Annotated in this window: 17 protein-coding genes; 14 read left to right on the top strand and 3 right to left on the bottom strand. The window is 37.2% G+C overall.

Annotated features, from left to right (window positions below; genetic code table 11):
• Window positions 1-514: 514 nt before the first annotated feature.
• From BUC21_RS04460 to BUC21_RS04430, 7 genes are all read left to right on the top strand, one after another.
• Entirely contained in the window at window positions 515-727 is a 213-nt protein-coding gene (locus BUC21_RS04460) for a hypothetical protein (protein ID WP_073399608.1), read from the top strand.
• A 408-nt stretch (window positions 728-1,135) separates the two neighbouring features.
• A complete protein-coding gene (locus BUC21_RS04455; protein ID WP_073399605.1) occupies window positions 1,136-2,632 on the top strand; it encodes a 2-isopropylmalate synthase in 1,497 nt (498 codons plus the stop codon).
• 48 nt (window positions 2,633-2,680) lie between these two features.
• Complete coding sequence (gene leuC, locus BUC21_RS04450) at window positions 2,681-4,078, top strand: 3-isopropylmalate dehydratase large subunit (protein ID WP_073399603.1); 1,398 nt, start codon at window positions 2,681-2,683, stop codon at window positions 4,076-4,078.
• A 13-nt stretch (window positions 4,079-4,091) separates the two neighbouring features.
• A complete protein-coding gene (gene leuD / locus BUC21_RS04445) occupies window positions 4,092-4,676 on the top strand; it encodes a 3-isopropylmalate dehydratase small subunit (protein ID WP_073399600.1) in 585 nt (194 codons plus the stop codon).
• Window positions 4,661-6,193 carry an alpha-isopropylmalate synthase regulatory domain-containing protein gene (locus tag BUC21_RS04440; protein WP_073399598.1) on the top strand — a complete coding sequence of 511 codons (1,533 nt, stop codon included), beginning with the start codon at window positions 4,661-4,663 and terminating at the stop codon, window positions 6,191-6,193. The genes leuD and BUC21_RS04440 overlap by 16 nt, the downstream gene beginning before the upstream one ends.
• Window positions 6,194-6,212: 19 nt before the next feature.
• Complete coding sequence (gene leuB / locus BUC21_RS04435; protein WP_073399596.1) at window positions 6,213-7,286, top strand: 3-isopropylmalate dehydrogenase; 1,074 nt, start codon at window positions 6,213-6,215, stop codon at window positions 7,284-7,286.
• A gap of 227 nt (window positions 7,287-7,513) precedes the next feature.
• Window positions 7,514-9,520, top strand: a complete 2,007-nt coding sequence (locus tag BUC21_RS04430) for a TonB-dependent receptor plug domain-containing protein (protein WP_073399594.1) — start codon at window positions 7,514-7,516, stop codon at window positions 9,518-9,520.
• A gap of 2 nt (window positions 9,521-9,522) precedes the next feature.
• On the opposite strand, the gene BUC21_RS04425 is transcribed toward BUC21_RS04430, so the two are convergent.
• Window positions 9,523-10,422, bottom strand: a complete 900-nt coding sequence (locus BUC21_RS04425; protein WP_073399591.1) for a cation diffusion facilitator family transporter — start codon at window positions 10,420-10,422, stop codon at window positions 9,523-9,525.
• 123 nt (window positions 10,423-10,545) lie between these two features.
• Here BUC21_RS04425 and cysK point away from each other — a divergent pair, with 123 nt between their 5' ends.
• Window positions 10,546-11,496, top strand: a complete 951-nt coding sequence (gene cysK / locus BUC21_RS04420) for a cysteine synthase A (protein ID WP_073399589.1) — start codon at window positions 10,546-10,548, stop codon at window positions 11,494-11,496.
• A gap of 18 nt (window positions 11,497-11,514) precedes the next feature.
• A complete protein-coding gene (locus tag BUC21_RS04415) occupies window positions 11,515-12,336 on the top strand; it encodes a tetratricopeptide repeat protein (protein WP_073399587.1) in 822 nt (273 codons plus the stop codon).
• Between the two features lie 8 nt (window positions 12,337-12,344).
• On the opposite strand, the gene recQ is transcribed toward BUC21_RS04415, so the two are convergent.
• Window positions 12,345-14,159 (bottom strand): DNA helicase RecQ, encoded by a 1,815-nt coding sequence (gene recQ, locus BUC21_RS04410; RefSeq protein ID WP_073399585.1) that lies wholly within the window; start codon window positions 14,157-14,159, stop codon window positions 12,345-12,347.
• Window positions 14,160-14,781: 622 nt separating this feature from the next.
• Here recQ and BUC21_RS04405 point away from each other — a divergent pair.
• The 5 genes from BUC21_RS04405 to BUC21_RS04385 all read left to right on the top strand — a co-directional run bounded on the left by BUC21_RS04405 (window position 14,782) and on the right by BUC21_RS04385 (window position 19,911).
• Window positions 14,782-15,264 carry a helix-turn-helix domain-containing protein gene (locus BUC21_RS04405; RefSeq protein WP_073399583.1) on the top strand — a complete coding sequence of 161 codons (483 nt, stop codon included), beginning with the start codon at window positions 14,782-14,784 and terminating at the stop codon, window positions 15,262-15,264.
• 108 nt (window positions 15,265-15,372) lie between these two features.
• Window positions 15,373-17,418, top strand: coding sequence for a dipeptidyl-peptidase 3 family protein (locus BUC21_RS04400; protein WP_073399581.1), 2,046 nt, complete (start codon window positions 15,373-15,375; stop codon window positions 17,416-17,418).
• Between the two features lie 6 nt (window positions 17,419-17,424).
• Window positions 17,425-18,093, top strand: coding sequence for a DNA alkylation repair protein (locus tag BUC21_RS04395; protein WP_073399578.1), 669 nt, complete (start codon window positions 17,425-17,427; stop codon window positions 18,091-18,093).
• A 56-nt stretch (window positions 18,094-18,149) separates the two neighbouring features.
• Window positions 18,150-18,629, top strand: a complete 480-nt coding sequence (locus tag BUC21_RS04390; RefSeq protein WP_073399576.1) for a Fur family transcriptional regulator — start codon at window positions 18,150-18,152, stop codon at window positions 18,627-18,629.
• Window positions 18,630-18,639: 10 nt separating this feature from the next.
• Window positions 18,640-19,911 carry an adenylosuccinate synthase gene (locus tag BUC21_RS04385; protein ID WP_073399574.1) on the top strand — a complete coding sequence of 424 codons (1,272 nt, stop codon included), beginning with the start codon at window positions 18,640-18,642 and terminating at the stop codon, window positions 19,909-19,911.
• A 153-nt stretch (window positions 19,912-20,064) separates the two neighbouring features.
• Here the strand turns inward: BUC21_RS04385 and folB are convergent, their stop codons facing one another.
• Window positions 20,065-20,433, bottom strand: coding sequence for a dihydroneopterin aldolase (gene folB, locus BUC21_RS04380; RefSeq protein ID WP_073399572.1), 369 nt, complete (start codon window positions 20,431-20,433; stop codon window positions 20,065-20,067).
• Between the last annotated feature and the right edge of the window lie 288 nt (window positions 20,434-20,721).

Here is a 20,721-nt window from a genome sequence, read left to right as displayed (position 1 = left end):
CGAACAGAGAAGTTAAGCCTGATCACGCCGATGGTACTGCGTAACAGTGGGAGAGTAGGTAGCTGCCGTTTTATCTAAGAGTCCTGTTCATGAAGAATGAATGGGACTCTTTTTTTGTATATATGCGTCTCCTTATAAATATGCTACCTCTTCCCGAATAACGTGAACTTTTGTGATTATGCTGAATGCTGTAACTGCTGCTTTTATGTGTATATATTTCACCTCCTATGATAACTTAGCTTCTTAATTTAAGACGGAATAACTTTGAGTCGACTTATAAATATATTCTCTATCCTAAGTTTCATTTGTTCCGATTTAACTTGGCTTCTCTTTATACAACTTATTTGTTATCTATCGAACATTTTTAGCAATCCTCATATGTACTATACTCATCTTGAGTAATTTATCTCTTTTTTTGTAATTTTGGAAACTAAATTTGATTTTTACATATATTTGATTATATTTGCGAAGTAGTTAATTTTATGAAATTATTAATACTTAAAGCGAATTTATTATGAAAACAAAATTATTTATTGCAGCTTTTGCTCTTGCATTTACATGTACTATTACTTCTTGTGGAAATAAAAAAACAGAAACAGCTCCAGCTCCTGAAACTGCTGTGACTGACTCAACTAAAGCAGTTGCTGATACAGCTAAGTCTGTTAAAGCTGATACTGTAAAAGCTGCAAGTGTAGAAAAAGCTGCTAAACCTGCAAATAAAAAATAGGAATACTAAGTTCTTGTTTTGCAGTAATAATATTAAGAGAGTTTTAAAGTAAAATTTGAAATTCTCTTTTTTATTTCAATATCTCATTCTTTTTAGATTAAACGATAATATATTAGTGAAAAAAAAGCTTTAATTATTATAGAATGATATAATTTGCAATAAAAAAGTTTCATATCGTTTGGTTAATAAGAAATATTGCCTACCTTTGCAGCGTCAAAACAAAGACAATTTTATGAAACAGACATTTATACATATTCTCCTGTGCATTATTATTATTCTTCTGGTAAGCTAGATGGAAGTGAGCGTTGTGCATAGATATGTATTAAAATATATAAAGCCTTTCTCACTTCCTAGTGTGAAAGGCTTTTTTTTATGATATTATTATAAATTAAATAAAGAGGTTAAAAGATGAGTGACAGATTATTTATTTTTGATACTACTCTTCGAGATGGTGAACAAGTTCCCGGCTGCCAATTAAATACAGTAGAGAAAATCCAGGTTGCGAAAGCATTGGAAGCTCTTGGTGTAGATATAATTGAGGCTGGTTTCCCAGTTTCGAGTCCTGGTGATTTTAATTCAGTGATTGAAATATCAAAGGCTGTTACATGGCCAACAATTTGTGCATTGACCCGTGCAGTTGAGAGAGATATTGATGTAGCAGTTGAAGCTCTGAAATATGCAAAACATAAACGTATACATACAGGTATAGGAACATCTGACTCTCATATTAAATATAAGTTTAACTCAACTCGTGAAGAAATTATTGAGCGAGCTGTTGCTGCTGTTAAATATGCTAAGAAGTATGTAGAAGATGTAGAATTCTATGCAGAAGATGCCGGTAGAACAGATAATGAATATCTTGCAAGAGTAATTGAAGCTGTTGTAAAAGCTGGTGCCACTGTGGTGAATATACCTGATACAACAGGTTATTGTTTGCCTTCTGAATATGAAGCTAAAATCAGATTCTTGAAAGAAAATGTAAACGGCATAGATAATGCAATAATTTCTACACACTGCCACAACGACCTTGGTATGGCTACTGCAAACACTATTGCAGGTATCATTGGTGGAGCTCGTCAGGTAGAGGTTACCATGAATGGAATTGGCGAACGTGCCGGTAATACTGCTTTGGAAGAAGTGGCTATGATTTTGAAAAGTCATCATGAGTTTAATATTCAGACTAATATTAATACTCAAAAGATATATCCTACATCACGTATGGTTTCAAGTTTGATGAATATGCCAATTCAACCGAATAAGGCGATTGTTGGCCGGAATGCTTTTGCTCATTCATCTGGAATTCATCAGGATGGTGTATTGAAGAACCTTCAGACTTATGAAATTATTAATCCGCATGATGTTGGTATTGACGATAGTTCAATTGTATTGACTGCTCGTAGTGGAAGAGCTGCATTGAAGCATCGTTTATCTTCTCTTGGTATAGATTTGGAAAAAGAAAAGCTTGATAAAGTTTATGATGAATTCCTTAAGCTGGCCGATCGCAAAAAAGATATTAATGATGATGATGTTCTTATGCTTGCTGGAGCAGAAAGAAGTACCAACAAACGTATAAAGGTTGATTACCTTCAGGTTACAAGTGGTGTTGGTGTTCGTTCTGTGGCAAGTTTAGGCTTGGATATTGCAGGTGAGAAATTTGAAGCTGCTGCAAGTGGTAACGGACCGGTTGATGCTGCAATTAAAGCTTTGAAGAATATAATTCACCGTAATATGACATTGAAAGAATTTACAATTCAGGCTATCAGCAAAGGTAGTGATGATGTTGGTAAAGTACACATGCAGGTTGAATATAACAAACACGTTTATTACGGTTTTGGTGCCAATACAGATATTGTTGCAGCATCTGTAGAAGCTTATATTGACTGTATTAATAAGTTTATAAAATAAGATTTTGTTTCAATAGGTAATATATATAATAATTAGACAATAGAGAATATGAAAACATTATTCGACAAGATTTGGGACGCGCACGTTGTAAGTACGGTAGAAGATGGTCCTACTCAATTATATATTGACAGACTTTACTGTCATGAGGTAACAAGTCCGCAGGCTTTCTCGGGAATGAGAGATCGTGGGTTAAAATGTTTCCGCCCGGAAAAGATTTTTTGCATGCCCGATCATAACATTCCTACATTAAATCAGGATAAAGAAATTGTTGATCCTATTTCACGCAATCAGGTTGCTGCGTTAGATAAGAACGCAAAAGATTTTGGCCTGAACTATTTTGGAATGGGACACAAGAAAAATGGTATTATCCATGTGGTAGGTCCGGAAAATGGTTTGACTCTTCCAGGTATGACTATTGTTTGTGGTGATTCTCACACCTCAACTCACGGAGCCATGGGTGCTATTGCATTCGGAATCGGTACATCGGAAGTTGAAATGGTAATGGCATCACAATGTGTTCTTCAGTCTCGTCCGAAAACAATGCGTATTACTGTAGATGGTAAATTAAACAAAGGAGTAACAGCTAAGGATATTGCTCTTTATATCATTGCAAAGATGACAACTGGTGGAGCTACCGGATATTTTGTGGAATATGCCGGAGAAGCAGTGAAAGATCTAACAATGGAAGGACGTCTTACACTTTGCAATCTTTCTATTGAAATGGGTGCTCGTGGTGGAATGATTGCTCCAGATGAAAAAACAATTGAATATATTAAAGGTAGAGAATATGCTCCTAAAGGTGAAGCTTGGGATAAAGCTGTTGAATACTGGAAAACATTGAAGAGTGACTCGGATGCAGTATTCGATAAGGAAATAACTTTCAAAGCTGAAGATATTGAACCAATGATTACTTACGGAACAAATCCTGGTATGGGATTGGGCATTACTTCAAATATTCCAACTATTGAAAGTGTTCCCGAAGCCGGAAGAATTTCTTATGCTAAATCTTTAGAATATATGGGTTTCAAAGCCGGTGATTCAATGCTTGGCAAGAAGATTGATTATGTATTCCTAGGTAGCTGTACTAACGGACGTATTGAAGATTTTCGTGAATTCGCCTCTTTCGTTAAAGGAAAGAAAAAAGCTGCAAACGTGGTAGCTTGGTTGGTTCCGGGTTCATGGGCAGTAGATCAGCAGATTCGTGAAGAAGGTCTTGATAAAATTTTAAACGAAGCAGGTTTCGAACTTCGTCAACCAGGCTGTTCTGCTTGCTTGGCAATGAACGAAGATAAAGTTCCGGCCGGTAAATATTCAGTATCTACATCAAACCGTAATTTTGAAGGACGTCAGGGACCAGGTGCCCGTACCCTTTTGGCTAGTCCACTTGTTGCGGCAGCTGCAGCAATTACCGGAGAAATAACTGATCCACGAGTATTAATGGCTTAAAAGTTGAATAACAATGAAAGAAAAATTTAATATAACTACCAGCACTTGTGTTCCACTTCCTCTTGAAAATGTGGACACTGACCAAATTATTCCTGCACGTTTCTTAAAAGCTACAACCAAAGAAGGTTTCGGAGATAATCTTTTCCGCGACTGGAGATATGATAAGCAAGGAAATCCGATAGAGACATTTGTTCTTAACAATCCAACTTATTCTGGAAAGATATTGGTTGCCGGAAAGAACTTTGGTTCGGGTTCAAGTCGCGAACATGCTGCATGGGCTATTGCAGGATATGGTTTCCGTATTGTTGTCAGCAGTTTCTTTGCAGATATCTTTAAGAATAATGCACTGAACAACTTTGTTCTTCCGGTTGTTGTTTCTGATGAATTTTTGGCAGAACTATTTGCTTCTATCGAGGAAGATGCAAAAACAGAAGTTGAAGTTGATCTGCCAAACCAGACAATAACAAATAAAGCTACAGGTAAAAGCGAACAATTCCAGATCAATGCATACAAAAAACATTGTTTGATGAACGGCTTGGATGATATTGATTACCTGCTAAGCAATAAAGATAAAATAGAAGCCTGGGAAAGCAAATGAGAATAGAGATATTAGACACAACGCTTCGTGATGGCGAGCAAACGAGTGGAGTTTCTTTTGTATCGCAAGAGAAACTCATGATAGCTCGTTTGTTGCTTGAAGAGCTGAAAGTGGATCGTATCGAGGTTGCTTCTGCACGAGTCTCGGAAGGAGAACTCGAATCGGTGAAGATGATTTCTGCCTGGGCTGCCCGCCGAGGACTTCTCGATCGAGTGGAAGTGCTGGGATTTGTAGATGGAACGGATTCTTTGAACTGGATACGCGAAGCTGGGTGCCGGGTAATCAATCTTCTTTGCAAAGGTTCACTGAAGCATTGCGAACTACAACTCCGAAAATCTCCCGAAGAGCATATAGCCGATATCACAACTGTGGTAAACAATGCTCAGAAGATGGGTTTTGATGTGAATGTTTATCTGGAAGACTGGAGCAATGGTATGCAACATTCTCCCGATTATGTAATTCAGTTAATGAATGCATTAATTAAATTACCTATCAAACGCTTCATGTTACCAGATACCCTGGGTATTCTCAATCCTTTGCAGACATTGGAATATATGCGCAAAATGGTAAAACGTTATCCTAATGTGCATTTTGATTTTCATGCGCATAATGATTATGATCTTGCTGTTGCCAATGTATTGGCTGCGGTTATTTCAGGAGCAAAGGGACTTCATACCACGATAAACGGATTGGGAGAAAGAGCCGGTAATGCACCACTCTCTAGTGTACAGGCCATCTTGAAGGATCACTTCAATGCCGAAACTTCCATTGTGGAAGATCGGTTGAATGATATAAGCAGGATAGTTGAATCTTACTCTGGCATTGCCATTCCAGCTAATAAACCGATCATTGGTGAGAACGTATTTACTCAGGTGGCCGGCGTACATGCGGATGGCGATTCAAAGAGTAATCTCTATTATAATGATCTTTTGCCCGAACGTTTTGGACGTGTTCGTGAATATGCTTTGGGAAAAACTTCAGGAAAGGCTAATATTCGTAAGAATCTGGAATCGTTGGGATTGGAACTCGATGAAGAATCCATGAAGAAAGTAATGGAACGGATTATTGAACTGGGAGACCGAAAGGAATTGGTTACGCAGGAAGATTTACCTTACATTATTTCTGATGTATTGAAACACAGCTCGGCAAACAGCAAAGTGAAGTTGCTCGACTATTTCCTTACTCTGACCAGCGGGCTTAAACCGGTAGCAACCTTGAAAATATCCGTAAATGGAAAGGAATATGAGGAAACATCATCGGGCGATGGTCAGTATGATGCATTTATGAGGGCTTTGCGTAAAGTTTATAAAAATACGTTGGGCAGAAAATTCCCAATGTTGATAAACTATGCCGTGAGTATTCCTCCGGGTGGACGTACAGATGCGTTTGTGCAAACCATAATTACCTGGAAAAATAATGATCGGGTGTTCCGTACAAAAGGACTGGATGCCGACCAGACTGAGGCTGCTATTAAAGCCACAGTGAAAATGCTGAATATTATAGAAGAAGAATATTAATAATAAACCATATAAAAAAATGAAATTAAATATTGCAGTCCTTCCCGGAGACGGAATTGGTCCCGAGGTTGTAGAACAAGCGTTGAACGCAACAATTGCCGTTTGCGAAAAGTTTAATCACGAATTAAATTACAAACATGCTTTGGTAGGAGCATGTGCCATTGATGAAACAGGTAATCCTTATCCTGATGCTACTCATGAGCTTTGTATGCAGAGCGATGCTGTATTGTTCGGAGCTATTGGCGCACCCAAATACGATAATGATCCAAGCGCAACCGTACGTCCTGAACAAGGTTTGCTTGCTATGCGTAAAAAATTGGGATTGTTTGCCAATATTCGTCCGGTAACTACTTTCCCTTCACTTGTTCATAAGTCACCACTTCGTGCAGACCTTATTGAAGGTGCCGATTTTATGTGCATCCGCGAATTAACTGGTGGACTTTATTTCGGTCGTCCTCAGGGAAGAAGCGAAGATGGTAACACTGCTTATGATACATGTGTTTACAGTCGTTACGAAATAGAACGTATTGTTCGTCTGGCTTTTGAATATGCAATGCAACGCCGTAAGAAACTTACTGTTGTTGACAAAGCTAATATTCTAGCAACTTCTCGTTTGTGGCGCGAAGTTGCCCGTGAAATCTCTAAAGATTTCCCTGAAGTAGAGACAGAATACTTGTTTGTAGACAATGCAGCAATGCGTATGATTCAGTGGCCAAAGAGCTTCGACGTAATGGTAACCGAGAATATGTTTGGAGATATCCTTACCGACGAAGGTTCTGTAATTACAGGTTCAATGGGATTACTTCCTTCTGCTTCAATTGGCGCTCACACTTCTGTGTTCGAGCCTATTCACGGTTCTTATCCACAGGCAGCAGGTAAGAATATTGCTAATCCGCTTGCTACAATTCTTTCGGCAGCAATGATGTTGGAATATGCATTTGGTTTGAAAGAAGAAGCTGAATTAATCACCAAAGCCGTTGCAGCTTCAATGGATGCAAATGTTGTAACTGAAGATATTGCTAGCGAAGGTGTAAAACCGTCATCAACTTCTGAAGTTGGACAGTGGATTGTAAATTATATCAAGGCTAATTAATAAAACTCCTTGAATAGATAATAAATCCTTGTACAAAAGATTGTTTTCTTTTGTACAGAACAATTAAATCTTTTGTACAGAAGAATGCATTCTTTTGTACAAGGATGCAAAAACATCTCGAGTAGAAATTAATAATCTCCCACAAAGAATCTGTAAAATTCTTGTGGGAGATTTATTTTTACACTACTTTTGTCGCGAATTTTCCCTGTGAATAAAACAAACGACAAATGAAATTTAAATTCTTATCTTTTTTCCTTGCTGTATGCATGGTTAATGTTTCTGCTCAAGAGAAATCTGAATCTTCAAATATGGCGGTGTCTCACTGTAAGATATCTTATAATGTAAGTGCGGATAACGAATCGCAAACCACCAATCTTCTGGACATTCTTCAAAAATACCCGATGATAGCTGTAGATGGCTTAGGACAAATGACATTAAATGGTGTACCTGATTTTGGATTGAGCATTGACGGTAAATTCTTCTCTATACAATCATCTTTAACTGCAGATATTCTTAAAAGCATTCCAGCCAAAACGGTAGATAAGGTTGAAATATTAACCAATCCTTCATCAGCTCTGATAGCGGAATGTTCGGGAGGGGTAATTAATATTGTAACAAAGAAGCAGACAATAAACGGAACAGATGTTTCCTTAGGTCTTAACGCTACAACCCTAGGCCTTTTAGGTGGCGATGCTTCCTTTAATACGAAGTATAAAGGGCTGACCTTGAATGGAACATATTCTTATGGCTTTGATAACTATAGCAAAAGTGCATTATCCACTGTAACATATAATGGATTACAAACTAATGAAACAAAAATCCATCCAGAAAAGCTGCATCGTGCAAATGTGAATGCTTTTTATCAGCTAACCAAAAGTGATGGGATGGGAGTAGCTTTTAATTTGTTTAGTAACCCAGTAACGTTTCCTCTTGAATCAGTCTTGACGTATCCCCAGTCTGATTTTTATAGAAAGGATAGTTCTACTGAAGATATAACTCCTTCTTATTATAATATATCGGCATACTATGCACATTTATTCTCCCCAAATGGAACAAAACTTTCATTAACTTATTCTTATAATAGCCAGCCTATAACAGATGATTATGTTAGTGAAGATGTAATGAATAGCAATGGTCAGGTAACTAACTTGTCTTCATATTACAATGAAAAGTATAATCAAAAAAGACAGGATGCTATACTAGATTTCGTTTTGCCTTTTGCCCTACATCATGAAATAAGTATTGGAGGAAAGTATAGTTGGCTAAAAAGAAATGATACTTATAACTCTTCAGCTAGATATGACCCGATCCAACCATCATATAGTTATAGGATGTTTAAAGTAAACTTTGAAAGGTGGTATACTTATCTTCAGTATCAGTTCCATAGTAAGAATTTTCAGCTTACTGCGGCAGTGAGCACAGAACAAGATCCGCCTTTATCATGGATAATCTATGATGATGATATCATAAATATCCTTCCTTCCTTGAATTTATCGTATGCCTTTAATAAGAATTCTATTATAAGAGCCGATTATCATTCTCACTTAGCTTCTTCTTTGTGGATGAGTAATTCAAGTCTTATATTTCCTATGTATGATCAAACAAATGTTTCTACATATAATGACGGCAGATCTCACTTCTTCCACTTAGGCTATAGTAAAATAACTTCAAAATTTAGTTTCTTACTGGATGCTAATTACATTTATGGAGGGGACAGAACCGGGAAAATAAAAGAAATTATTCTTTCATCAACAAATACTACTGAAACTCGCGTTGCTGTGTGTGATCCGTTATGCTTTCAAAAAACAATAGTATCGGCAACGGCTTCTTGTCAATTTTCAAAAGCAATGAAACTTCAGCTGGTTGCTACTGGTGGTTATTCCGATGAGGGTTACATGGATTTTAACAAGAAACTAACAAAAACGGGCTTTGATGGTAGCCTGGTGGCGAGTAGCTGGTTCAGCTTGCCTGATGGTTATTTGCTGAATGTAAATGGAGGGTATTATTCCCCACGGAAGTCGGTAGCACTAGATAGTTATAATAACTACTTTTACCGGGTACGGGCATCAAAGAATTTTTTGAAAGATAAACTAACAGTGGCAATCTTTGCCAATAATTTTATAGCTAAAAATAAGGAAGTAAAACAACATGATATTTATGAAGATGATATAAAACTAAAAACTACCGGAAGGGAATTCGGCCTGTCAATGGTCTATCATTTTTCTCTTCGGTAGAATTATATGCAATAATTGCTTTCACAAGATACTTGTTCGGTTTCAAACTCCAAAGTAACGTGGCAAATTCCCGCGTCTTTGAGTCTCTCTTTTATTTGCAGCTTAAGTTCTTCCATCATATCAAGATTGGATACAACAATATGGGCAGTCATAGCATTTTCTGTAGTGCTAAGTGCCCATATGTGCATATGATGGATGCTTTTAACTTCTGCAATATCCGAAATTAGTTCCTTTATATCTTTGCTGCTGATATTAACAGGAACACCATCCAATGAAAGACGAACACTTTCGTGAAGCAGGTTCCATGTAGAAATTAGTATCACAATGGCCACAGTTATACCAATGATAGGGTCTATAATGTACCATCCGGTACCAGAAATTATCATTCCCGATGCTAATACCCCAACAGAAACCAACGCATCGGCAGCCATGTGCAGGTAAGCTCCTTTTATATTCAGATCTTTTTCTTTGTTTTTCATAAAGAGCATAGCTGTAAAGGCATTGATAAACACACCGATGCCTGCAACCCAGGCAATAGCACTACCTTCTACCGGACGAGGATTTTTAATCTTTTCAAGACTTTCAATAAGGATAGCTCCAACGGCAATGAGCAAAATAACCGCATTCAGCAATGAAACAAGTACAGTACTTTTCTTATAACCATAAGTATATTTGGGACTTGCTTTTACTCTGGCTAAACGGAATGCAAGCAAGGCTAGAAATAAACTGGCAACATCGCCCAGATTATGACCGGCATCAGAGAGCAAACCTAATGAGTCATAGTAAAATCCGGCTCCAAATTCAATTAATACAAAAGAGAGATTCAATACTATGCCAATTATAAATGCTTTATTTAAAGATTCAATAGCATGGCTATGCTGATGTTCGTGATTATGAGCCATTTTATTATTCTTTTATATACAGGTTTAATAATTCAAAAATATGGATTATTTGTGTAACAACTATGCTTTGTGATAAGTTTTCTTACGTATATTTGCAGAAAATACCCATAAATAGGTACGGATATGACTAAGATAGCGAACAAACTCACAGACTTGATAGGCAATACTCCCCTGTTGAAACTGTCTGCTTATATGGAAAAATACAATTCCAGAGCGAATGTTCTTGGAAAACTGGAGTATTTTAATCCTGCGGGAAGTGTGAAAGATCGTACTGCTCTTTCAATGATTGAAGATGCAGAAGCACGTGGGTTGCTTAAACCGGGTGCAACAATTATAGAACCAACCAGTGGTAACACCGGAGTTGGTCTTGCAATGGTTGCTTCAGTGAAGAAGTACAAACTAATTCTTACTATGCCCGAAACAATGAGCATTGAACGCCGTAACTTATTGAAGGCTTACGGTGCAAAAATAGAATTAACACCGGGTATTGAAGGAATGAAAGGGGCTATCTGTAAGGCTGAAGAGTTGAAAGCTAGTATTCCGGGTTCTTTTATTCCGCAACAATTTGAGAATCCATCCAATACGGAAGTGCATAAACGTACAACTGCCGAAGAAATTTGGAGAGATACCGATGGACAAGTGGCAGTATTTGTTGCCGGAGTGGGTACAGGCGGTACGGTGTGCGGCGTTGGCGAAACACTTAAGAAGTATAATCCTGATGTATATGTCGTAGCTGTTCAGCCGGCATCGGCTCCTATGCTCACAGAAGGAGAATGGAATCCTCATCGCATTCAGGGAATTGGTGCAAACTTTGTTCCAAAGATTTATAATCCTGAAAATGTTGACGAGGTATTCTCGGTTCCCGATAATGAAGCTATCCGTGCAGGTCGTGAATTAGCCCAGACAGAAGGATTGCTGGTTGGAATATCTTCCGGAGCTGCCGCTTATGCTGCCAGAATGGTTGCTCAGCGCCCTGAATTTGCTGGAAAAATGGTTGTTGCTTTATTGCCCGATACTGGCGAACGTTACTTGTCTACAGAAGAGTTTGCTTTCGAAACTTATCCACTGGATTAATTAATAGATATATATTTAATGAAGAAAATTGTATTGTTGCTGTTAATGTGTTCATTATTCCCTGGTATACATGCGCAGAATTATAAAGAACTTTTTGATAAGGCTACCCAATGTGAAAAAATGGATAGTCTTGTGCAGGCAGAAAAGTATTACCGGGAAGCACTGAAACTTGAGCCTACCAATGCACATAACTGCATGATTTTTGCAAATCTCGGACGGCTTCAATATAGAATGCATAAGATCGATGATGCTCTGGATTCTTATAACTTTGCATTAAATATGGCTCCTCTTACGGTTCCTATTCTGATGGACAGGGCATCTCTTTTATTTGAGATGGGACTTACCGACAGAGCTTATGTAGATTGCTGCACAGTGTTGGATGTTAATAAAAACAATGCGAAGGCTTTGTTTCTCCGTGCTTATCTGCAGGCTGGCAGACATAATTATAAGGAAGCGAAAGAAGATTATAAACGATTGCTGGAACTTGAACCGGAAAGCGTTTCCGGAAGATTAGGTCTGGCTATTCTTTATCAACAGGAGCAAGATTTTAAGAATTCTCTTGAATTACTGAATAAATTAATTGTAGAATATCCAAACGATGCAGAGTTATACGTTATCCGTGCAGGTGTGGAAAAAGAAATATTCCAGTTGGATGTTGCTCTGATTGATCTTGATAAGGCAATCAGTCTGTCTCCTACATCGGCAAATGCATATATGTTGCGTGGCGAAATATTATTGGCACAGAAGAAAAAGGAAATGGCACGGTCGAGCTTTGAAAAAGCAATCGATCTTGGAATTCCTCGTTCAGAACTGATGCAACAGCTAAAAGAATCTAAATGAGCCTGAGCTCATTTAGATTCTTTTGTTAGTTTTTTAATCAGACCAACAAAATCTTTCCCGTATTTTTCTTTTTTAAATTCCCCGATTCCACTAATATTCCCAAACTCTTCTATTGTAGTGGGGCGTGAACTGCTTAATAGATGAAGTACTTTATCAGAAAGTACAATATATGCAGGAATAGCTTGTTCGTCTGCTAGTTTCTTTCTCAGCACGCGTAGCTCTTCAAATATAAATTCATCTTCATTGCTGTAGTCAGGTTTTTCTGGCTTAAAATCTTTGATAACTTTCTTTTTGCGACTCTTGGCTACAAACTCTTCACGTTTAATGATAACCAAGGTTGCTTTTTCTTTTCCAAAAAGAATATTACGTCCCAATTCAGTAATTCGGAGGTGATTATTCTCGTTGTATGCAATTTCAAAATATCCAAGTTGCAGCATTTGTAAAAGGTAGTCATGCCAATCTCTTGGAGGAATATCTCTGCCTGCACCAAAAGTTTTTAATTTATCGTATCCTTTTTCAAGAACCTCTGCATTGTTGAATCCTTTTAAGATATCTACCAGGAGTGTTGTTCCTATCTGTTCATTGGTACGGGCAATGGCACTCAATGCTTTTTGAACAATAATTGTTCCGTCAAAACGTTCCGGCGGATTCTTGCACACATCGCAGTTGCCGCAATCTTTATCAGTAGTTTCGCCAAAGTAGCTTAGCAATATGCGGCGACGACAAATATTTGCTTCAGCGTATTGCTGCATGCGGTTCAGCTTTTCAAGGTTTATACTTTGTTGCTTGCTGTCATTGGCGAACTTACTCAATAAGATCAAATCACTCAGAGAATAAAAAAGCATCGTGTCACTTTCCAAGCCGTCTCTTCCCGCACGACCAATTTCCTGGTAGTAATTCTCAATGCTTTTAGGCATATTATAATGTATAACCCATCTTACATTCGATTTATCAATACCCATCCCAAAAGCAATTGTGGCACAAACTACCTGTACCCTGTCGTTTATAAAGTCGTTTTGTGCTTTGTCTCTTTGTTCCGACGAAAGTCCCGCATGGTAAACAGCAGTATCAATACCATTCTTCTGTAAGTTTAAAGCGACTTTTTCAGTAGTTTTTCTACTCAGGCAATAAACAATTCCACATTGATTTGGCCTTTTATCAATGAAATCAAGTATTGTCTTGTTCTTTTCTTTTTCCTGGTAACCTCTTTTCACTGTAAGACTAAGATTCGGGCGATCAAAAGAAGATATGAAAACTTTAGGATTCTTAAGCCTTAGCTGATGAAGAATATCTGTTCTTGTAATTTTATCTGCTGTAGCAGTAAGCGCAATGATAGGAATTTTAGGGAACTTCTCTCTTAGAATACCCATTTGAGTATATTCTGGCCTGAAATCATGTCCCCATTGAGAAATACAATGTGCTTCATCTATTGCAAACAAAGAAATATTAATATCACGAAGCAGATAATCTACTTCCGACAATAATTTCTCAGGAGAAACATATAATAACTTAATTTTGCCCATCAGGCACTCACGGCGCAGATTTGCGTTTTCCGATTCACTGTTATTGCTGTTCAAAGCTCCCGCGGTTACTCCATTAGCCTGAAGAGCTTCAACCTGGTCTTTCATTAATGATATTAAGGGAGAAACAACAATAGCAGTTCCTTCCATTAATAATGCAGGAAGTTGGTAACAGATAGATTTACCTCCTCCTGTAGGCATTAAAACCAGAGAATCGTTTTTGGTAAGTATATGATTTATAATATTTTCTTGTAATGGACGAAAAGAATCATAACCAAAATAGGTTTTAAGTGTATGAAGCATAGTTATTTAGTTCTCTTATTAAATTCATTCATGAGACAAAGGTAAGCTAAAAAGAATATATATAAGCTTTCGCTCTTAATTTATTACTAAGCAGACTTTGTTTTTTATAATAGTAGTCTTTATACTAAAGTTTCATTTTTCTGTCACAGAATGAACTCTTATTTTTTTTAATTACAAAAGAATAGAACTGAGATATACATAGAAATATCAGATCTATTCTAAAATATCCCGAATATCCTAATAAAGACAGCTGTTTATTTATAAGACGTCTCAGAAAACTTTAATTATCCTTTTTTTAAAAGTTTTTATCTGTTTTTTGCCATTAAAGTCGTGTCTGTTCCATATTTTAAGTCCGAATTAATAAGATTAATTAATAATGTTATTTTTCCAATATTGGCTCTTTTATTATTTTCCTCTTTGCTCGATGAAAAACAGAGGTATTTTATGTTAAAAGTTCTTCAATACTTAAACGCGCTAATTAAATTACCTATAAATGGACAATGTTTTATGAAAAAAAAATACGAATTAGTTGCGTATATGAAATATTTGTCTGAAATTTGTAACAGAAATGTAAAGGATATAGATTATTTCTTTTATAAATAAAACCTAACCAGTTAATTCAATGAGTGATTTAAAAAACCAAGAGAGCGGAAGCCAGGCTACTGCTCCTGAAAATGCGCCTCGCAAGAAGCCTTACAATCTTAGAGAGAAAAAGGACAAGAAAGCAGCTTACAGATCTTTAATCAGACCTGAACTTGCTGATGAATTGTACGACAAGATTCTGAATATTGTAGTTGTTCAGAAGAAGTACAGAGACCCTGATTATTCTGCTAAAGATTTGGCAAAAGAACTGAAAACCAATACTCGTTATCTTTCAGCTGTTGTCAACTCTCGTTTCGGAATGAATTATTCTTGCTTACTTAATGAGTACAGAGTGAAAGATGCTTTGCATATCTTAACAGACAAGAGATATGCTGACATGAATGTAGAAGAGATTAGTGCAATGGTAGGTTTTGCTAACCGCCAATCTTTCTATGCCGCTTTCTATAAGAATGTTGGTGAAACACCAAACGGATTCCGTAAGAAAAATTCAGAAAAGAAATAATTCTTTTAAGAATTGATTGTTTTTCTGTAGAAAAGGGATTACTCCAATTTTATTGGAGTATTCCCCTTTTCTTGTTTTTAAGACATTCATTAATTGAAACAACATAATATGAAAAGACAACTAATATTGATAACTATGATTGTATCATTCCTTTCGTCTTGTGGAAATCTAAAGAAGGCCACAGAGACTGATAAATTTGATTATACTGTAGAGAAATTTGCTGATTTGCAGATTCTTAGATATAAAGTTCACGGTTTTGATGAGCTTCCCTTAAAGCAGAAAGAGTTAATCTATTATCTTTCTCAGGCTGCTCTTGAAGGACGTGATATCTTGTTTGATCAGAATGGAAAATACAACGTGATTATCAGAAGACTTTTGGAAGCTGCATATACAAATTATTCAGGTGATAAAAAGGATACCAATTATGTAAATATGGAAACTTATCTGAAAAGGGTATGGTTCTCTAATGGTATTCATCATCATTATGGTTATGAAAAGTTTGTTCCAGGTTTTACTCCCGAATTCTTTAAAGGGGTTATCGAAAAAATAGATCCATCTAAATTACCTTTAGAAAAAGGACAAACGGTTGCTCAGCTTTGCGATGAAATATTCCCCGTGATTTTTGATCCGAAAGTGATGCCAAAGCGCGTTAATCAGGCTGATGGAGAGGATTTGATCTTGACTTCTGCCAGCAACTATTATGAAGGAGTAACTCAAGCTGAGGCAGAAGATTTTTATAATAAATTGAAAGATCCGAAAGATACTACACCTATTTCTTATGGACTTAACAGTCGCTTGGTAAAAGAAAACGGGAAAGTCTTTGAGAAAGTGTGGAAAGTTGGTGGATTGTATTCACCTGCATTGGAAAAGATTGTTTATTGGCTGAAGAAGGCAGAGAGTGTGACCGAAAATGATACTCAAAAAGCTGTGATATCTAAACTTATAGAATACTATAATACTGGTGACCTGAAGAAATTTGATGAGTATTGCATTCAATGGGTGAAAGATTTGAATTCACATGTTGACTTTGTAAATGGTTTCACTGAAAATTATGGAGATCCGCTTGGAATGAAAGCTAGCTGGGAATCTCTTGTTAATTTCAAGGATGTGGAAGCTACCAAGAGAACAGAAACAATCAGTGCCAATGCGCAGTGGTTCGAAGATCACTCTCCTGTAGATAAGAAATTTAAGAAAGAAGAAGTGAAAGGTGTTTCTGCTAAAGTAATTACAGCAGCAATACTTGCGGGAGATTTATATCCGGCTACAGCAATTGGAATAAATCTTCCTAATGCAAACTGGATTCGTACTCAGCACGGTTCTAAGTCGGTGACTATTGGTAACCTGACTGATGCGTATAATAAGGCTGCTCATGGAAATGGATTCTTCGAAGAATTTGCATATAGCAAAGCAGAAATTGAAATGAATGATAAGTATGCTGATATTACAAACGATCTTCATACTGATTTGCACGAATGTTTAGGCCATGGTTCAGGTAAGTTGCTTCCGGGAACTGATCCAAATGCATTGAAAGCTTATGATTCAACAATAGAAGAGGCGCGTGCCGATTTATTTGGCTTGTATTATCTGCCAGATCAAAAAATGGTAGATTTGGGTATTATTCCTAGTGCAGATGCTTTCAAAGCAGAATACTATTCATTTATGATGAATGGTTTAATGACACAATTGGTGCGTATTCAACCGGGAAACAACGTGGAAGAGGCTCATATGCGTAACCGTCAGCTGATAGCTCGTTGGGTTTTGGAAAAAGGTGCACCGGAAAAAGTGGTTGAGTTGGTAAAGAAAGATGGTGAGACTTTTGTTCGCATCAATGATTATCAGAAGCTTCGCAACTTGTTTGGCCAGCTATTGGCTGAGATCCAAAGAATAAAATCTGAAGGTGACTATGCCGCTGCCCGCAATCTGGTAGAAGCTTATGCAGTAAAAGTTGATCCTGAGCTTCATAAAGAGATCTTATCACGCTACGAAAAGTTGAATCTGGCTCCTTATAAAGGATTCTTGAATCCTGTTTATGATGTAACTACTGATAAAGGTGGTAAGATTACCGACGTAAAGGTTTCTTATAATGAAGGTTATGCAGAACAAATGCTTCGTTATGGAAGAGAATATTCTTCATTACCAAATAGAAATGAATAATCATTTATGGATACTAAAGAAATAATAAAAGAAATAAAGACGCAGCTCCGTTTATCAATGAACGGAGTTGCATCTCAAAGTATGCGTGAAAAAGGGCTTGCTTATAAAGTCAACTTCGGAGTTGAACTTCCTCGCCTGAAAGAAATAGCTAAGCAATATGATCAGAATCATGATCTGGCGCAGACTCTCTGGAAAGAGAATGTTCGTGAATCGAAGATTCTTGCCGGAATGTTACAGCCCATTGATACTTTCTTCCCTGAGATAGCAGATATTTGGGTAGAAGATATTCATAATTCCGAGATTGCCGAACTGACTTGTATGAACCTGTTTCAGTATTTGCCTTATGCTCCAGCTAAATCTTTCCAATGGATGGCCGATGAAAGGGAATATGTGCAGGCGTGCGGCTTTCTTCTTGTGGCACGTTTAGTTGGTAAAGGCGGTGAGATGAATGAAAGGGCAGAGGAGGAATTCTTCGATCAGGCTTTTGCTGCTTTATTCTCTTCGGCTTATTTTTCAAGAAAATCAGCAACGTTGGCATTGGTTAAGTATGGCCAACAAAGTAAGGCACATGCTGAAAAAGTTTTGCAACTACTTGCAAAAGAAGAAAATCCGAAAGACGAAAATGTGAAATTACTTCTCGAAAATATAAAGTTGGAGATAGAATATTTGCTTTAATCTTTTCTCTTTCCGCAAAAAAGGCTAACTTTGTTCGCGGTAAAAATTGCCCCATCATGGATAAACAAAACGTGAAAGAAACAGTAAAACAGATATTCACTGAATATCTTAATGCAAACGGACATCGGAAAACTCCCGAACGTTATGCAATACTCGACACAATCTATTCCATCGAGGGGCATTTTGGTATCGACATGCTGTATAGCAAAATGATGAATCAGGAAAACTTCCGTGTCAGTCGTGCCACTCTTTATAATACCATTATACTTCTGATTGATGCGAAACTGATTATTAAACATCAATTTGGAAATTCTTCCCAGTACGAAAAATCATTTAATATTGAAACGCATCACCATCTTATCTGTACGGAATGTGGTAAGGTGACCGAGTTTCAGAATGATACGCTCAAGAATGCAATTGCAAATACAAAGCTAACCAAGTTTCAAATGTCACATTATTCTTTATATATATATGGCATTTGCAGTCGGTGTGCCTGGGCGAAGAAGAGAAAAAAGCAAATAAATAATAAACTATAGAATAAATAAAATGAAAGTAGACGTTTTATTAGGATTGCAGTGGGGTGATGAAGGTAAAGGTAAGGTTGTTGATGTATTAACACCTAACTATGACGTGGTAGCTCGTTTTCAGGGCGGACCAAATGCTGGTCACACACTCGAATTCGAAGGACAGAAATATGTGCTTCGTTCTATTCCTTCCGGTATTTTTCAGGGAGATAAAGTAAATATCATTGGTAATGGTGTTGTATTAGATCCAGCTTTGTTTAAGGCTGAGGCTGAATCTTTGGAAGCTTCCGGTCATAACCTGAAAGAAAGACTTCACATTTCTAAAAAGGCACACCTTATTCTCCCTACTCACCGTATTCTGGATGCAGCCTATGAAGCAGCAAAAGGTGATGCTAAGGTAGGAACTACCGGTAAAGGTATCGGCCCTACTTATACTGATAAAATTAGTCGTAACGGTGTTCGCGTAGGTGATATACTTCATAATTTTGATGCTATTTATTCTCAGGCTAAAGCTCGCCACGAAGCGATTCTTAAGAGCCTTAACTTTGAATATGATTTAACTCAGCTTGAAAAAGAGTGGTTTGAAGGTATTGAATATCTGAAACAATTCCATTTTGTTGATAGCGAACACGAGATAAACAATTTGCTACGCGACGGAAAGAGTGTTCTTTGCGAAGGAGCACAGGGAACGATGCTTGATATTGACTTTGGTTCTTATCCTTTCGTTACTTCATCTAATACCGTTTGTGCAGGAGCTTGCACAGGACTAGGTGTTGCGCCGAATAGAATAGGAGAGGTTTTCGGTATTTTCAAAGCATACTGCACACGTGTAGGTAGCGGTCCTTTCCCAACTGAATTGTTTGACGAAACAGGCGAAACTATTTGCCAGATTGGTCATGAGTATGGTGCTGTAACTGGTCGTAAACGCCGTTGCGGATGGATTGACCTGGTTGCTTTAAAGTATTCTGTAATGATCAATGGTGTTACTAAGCTTATTATGATGAAGAGCGATGTACTCGATACATTTGAAACAATCAAAGCTTGCGTGGCATATAAAGTGAATGGTGAGGAAATAGATTACTTCCCATACGATATTAACGAGAATGTAGAACCTGTATATGTTGAACTTCCTGCATGGCAGGTTGATATGACAAAGATGCAGAGCGAAGACGAATTCCCTGAAGAATTCAATGCTTATGTATCATTCCTGGAAGAACAACTGGAAGTGCCTATTAAGATTGTATCTGTAGGTCCAGACAGAGACCAGACTATTATTAGATATACTGAAGAATAGGAAATAACTATCTGATAAAATAAGAAAGGCTGAAAGCAATTTGATATTGTTCTCAGCCTTTTTCTTTTTTATCTTCTATGGGGTATTGAAATATTTACTTGTAAATTCTGCTTTTAGATTGATTTGCTTAGTTATATATGCAAAAAACTTCCTTTATCTTACGCAATGCATTTCCACGCCTGCGCAGTCAATATCAGCTCCCATGGGAGGATTCAGCTTGGATAGTTTCAGATCAATGGCTTCCACTGTAGGGAACTCACGAAATAAGTGCGTAATAATTCTTTGGCCGACATGTTCCAATAGGAGAGAAGGTGTTTTCATTTCCGCCTTTACAACTTTGAATACTTCTGCATAGCTAACTGTATAGTTCAGATCATCGGTTTCTGCCGCCTTGCTGAAATCCAGCTTCAATCTCAGATCTACAATAAAAGTGTTGCCAACCAATCTTTCCTGAGCGCCAACTCCATGCCTGGCATAGAATTTTACGTTGCTGAGGAAGATGTACATATCATTCGATTTCATTTTTTTATTCTGTTTCGTGATGTTATTCTATTCTTGTACAAAACAATGCATTCTTTTGTACAAAAGATTGTAATGTTCTGTACAAAAGAATTAATTCTTCTGTACAAGGAAATAATAATCTCCCGCCTTTAGTTGATGAATGATTAACCATGCTTTAAAAAGAGCTCCTTTTATCTTCTTAATAATCCATCAATTACAAAAGTAAGAGAATCTGTGAACATGACAATCGTTTTAATTGAAATAAAAAAAGAGTGCCGCGTTCTGGACGGCACTCTGCATCTAACTAAC

The organism is Bacteroides luti, from assembly GCF_900128905.1.
Classification (GTDB): domain Bacteria; phylum Bacteroidota; class Bacteroidia; order Bacteroidales; family Bacteroidaceae; genus Bacteroides; species Bacteroides luti.
The sequence above is the reverse complement of the archived record's forward strand: the minus strand, read 5'-3'. Positions and strand labels throughout refer to the sequence as shown.

Coding starts and splice junctions, on each gene's coding strand:
- BUC21_RS04460 (WP_073399608.1), top strand. CDS start 515: ATGAAAACAAAATTATTTATTGCAGCTTTTGCTCTTGCATTTACATGT.
- BUC21_RS04455 (WP_073399605.1), top strand. CDS start 1,136: ATGAGTGACAGATTATTTATTTTTGATACTACTCTTCGAGATGGTGAA.
- leuC (WP_073399603.1), top strand. CDS start 2,681: ATGAAAACATTATTCGACAAGATTTGGGACGCGCACGTTGTAAGTACG.
- leuD (WP_073399600.1), top strand. CDS start 4,092: ATGAAAGAAAAATTTAATATAACTACCAGCACTTGTGTTCCACTTCCT.
- leuB (WP_073399596.1), top strand. CDS start 6,213: ATGAAATTAAATATTGCAGTCCTTCCCGGAGACGGAATTGGTCCCGAG.
- BUC21_RS04430 (WP_073399594.1), top strand. CDS start 7,514: ATGAAATTTAAATTCTTATCTTTTTTCCTTGCTGTATGCATGGTTAAT.
- BUC21_RS04425 (WP_073399591.1), bottom strand. CDS start 10,422: ATGGCTCATAATCACGAACATCAGCATAGCCATGCTATTGAATCTTTA.
- cysK (WP_073399589.1), top strand. CDS start 10,546: ATGACTAAGATAGCGAACAAACTCACAGACTTGATAGGCAATACTCCC.
- BUC21_RS04415 (WP_073399587.1), top strand. CDS start 11,515: ATGAAGAAAATTGTATTGTTGCTGTTAATGTGTTCATTATTCCCTGGT.
- recQ (WP_073399585.1), bottom strand. CDS start 14,159: ATGCTTCATACACTTAAAACCTATTTTGGTTATGATTCTTTTCGTCCA.
- BUC21_RS04405 (WP_073399583.1), top strand. CDS start 14,782: ATGAGTGATTTAAAAAACCAAGAGAGCGGAAGCCAGGCTACTGCTCCT.
- BUC21_RS04400 (WP_073399581.1), top strand. CDS start 15,373: ATGAAAAGACAACTAATATTGATAACTATGATTGTATCATTCCTTTCG.
- BUC21_RS04395 (WP_073399578.1), top strand. CDS start 17,425: ATGGATACTAAAGAAATAATAAAAGAAATAAAGACGCAGCTCCGTTTA.
- BUC21_RS04390 (WP_073399576.1), top strand. CDS start 18,150: ATGGATAAACAAAACGTGAAAGAAACAGTAAAACAGATATTCACTGAA.
- BUC21_RS04385 (WP_073399574.1), top strand. CDS start 18,640: ATGAAAGTAGACGTTTTATTAGGATTGCAGTGGGGTGATGAAGGTAAA.
- folB (WP_073399572.1), bottom strand. CDS start 20,433: ATGAAATCGAATGATATGTACATCTTCCTCAGCAACGTAAAATTCTAT.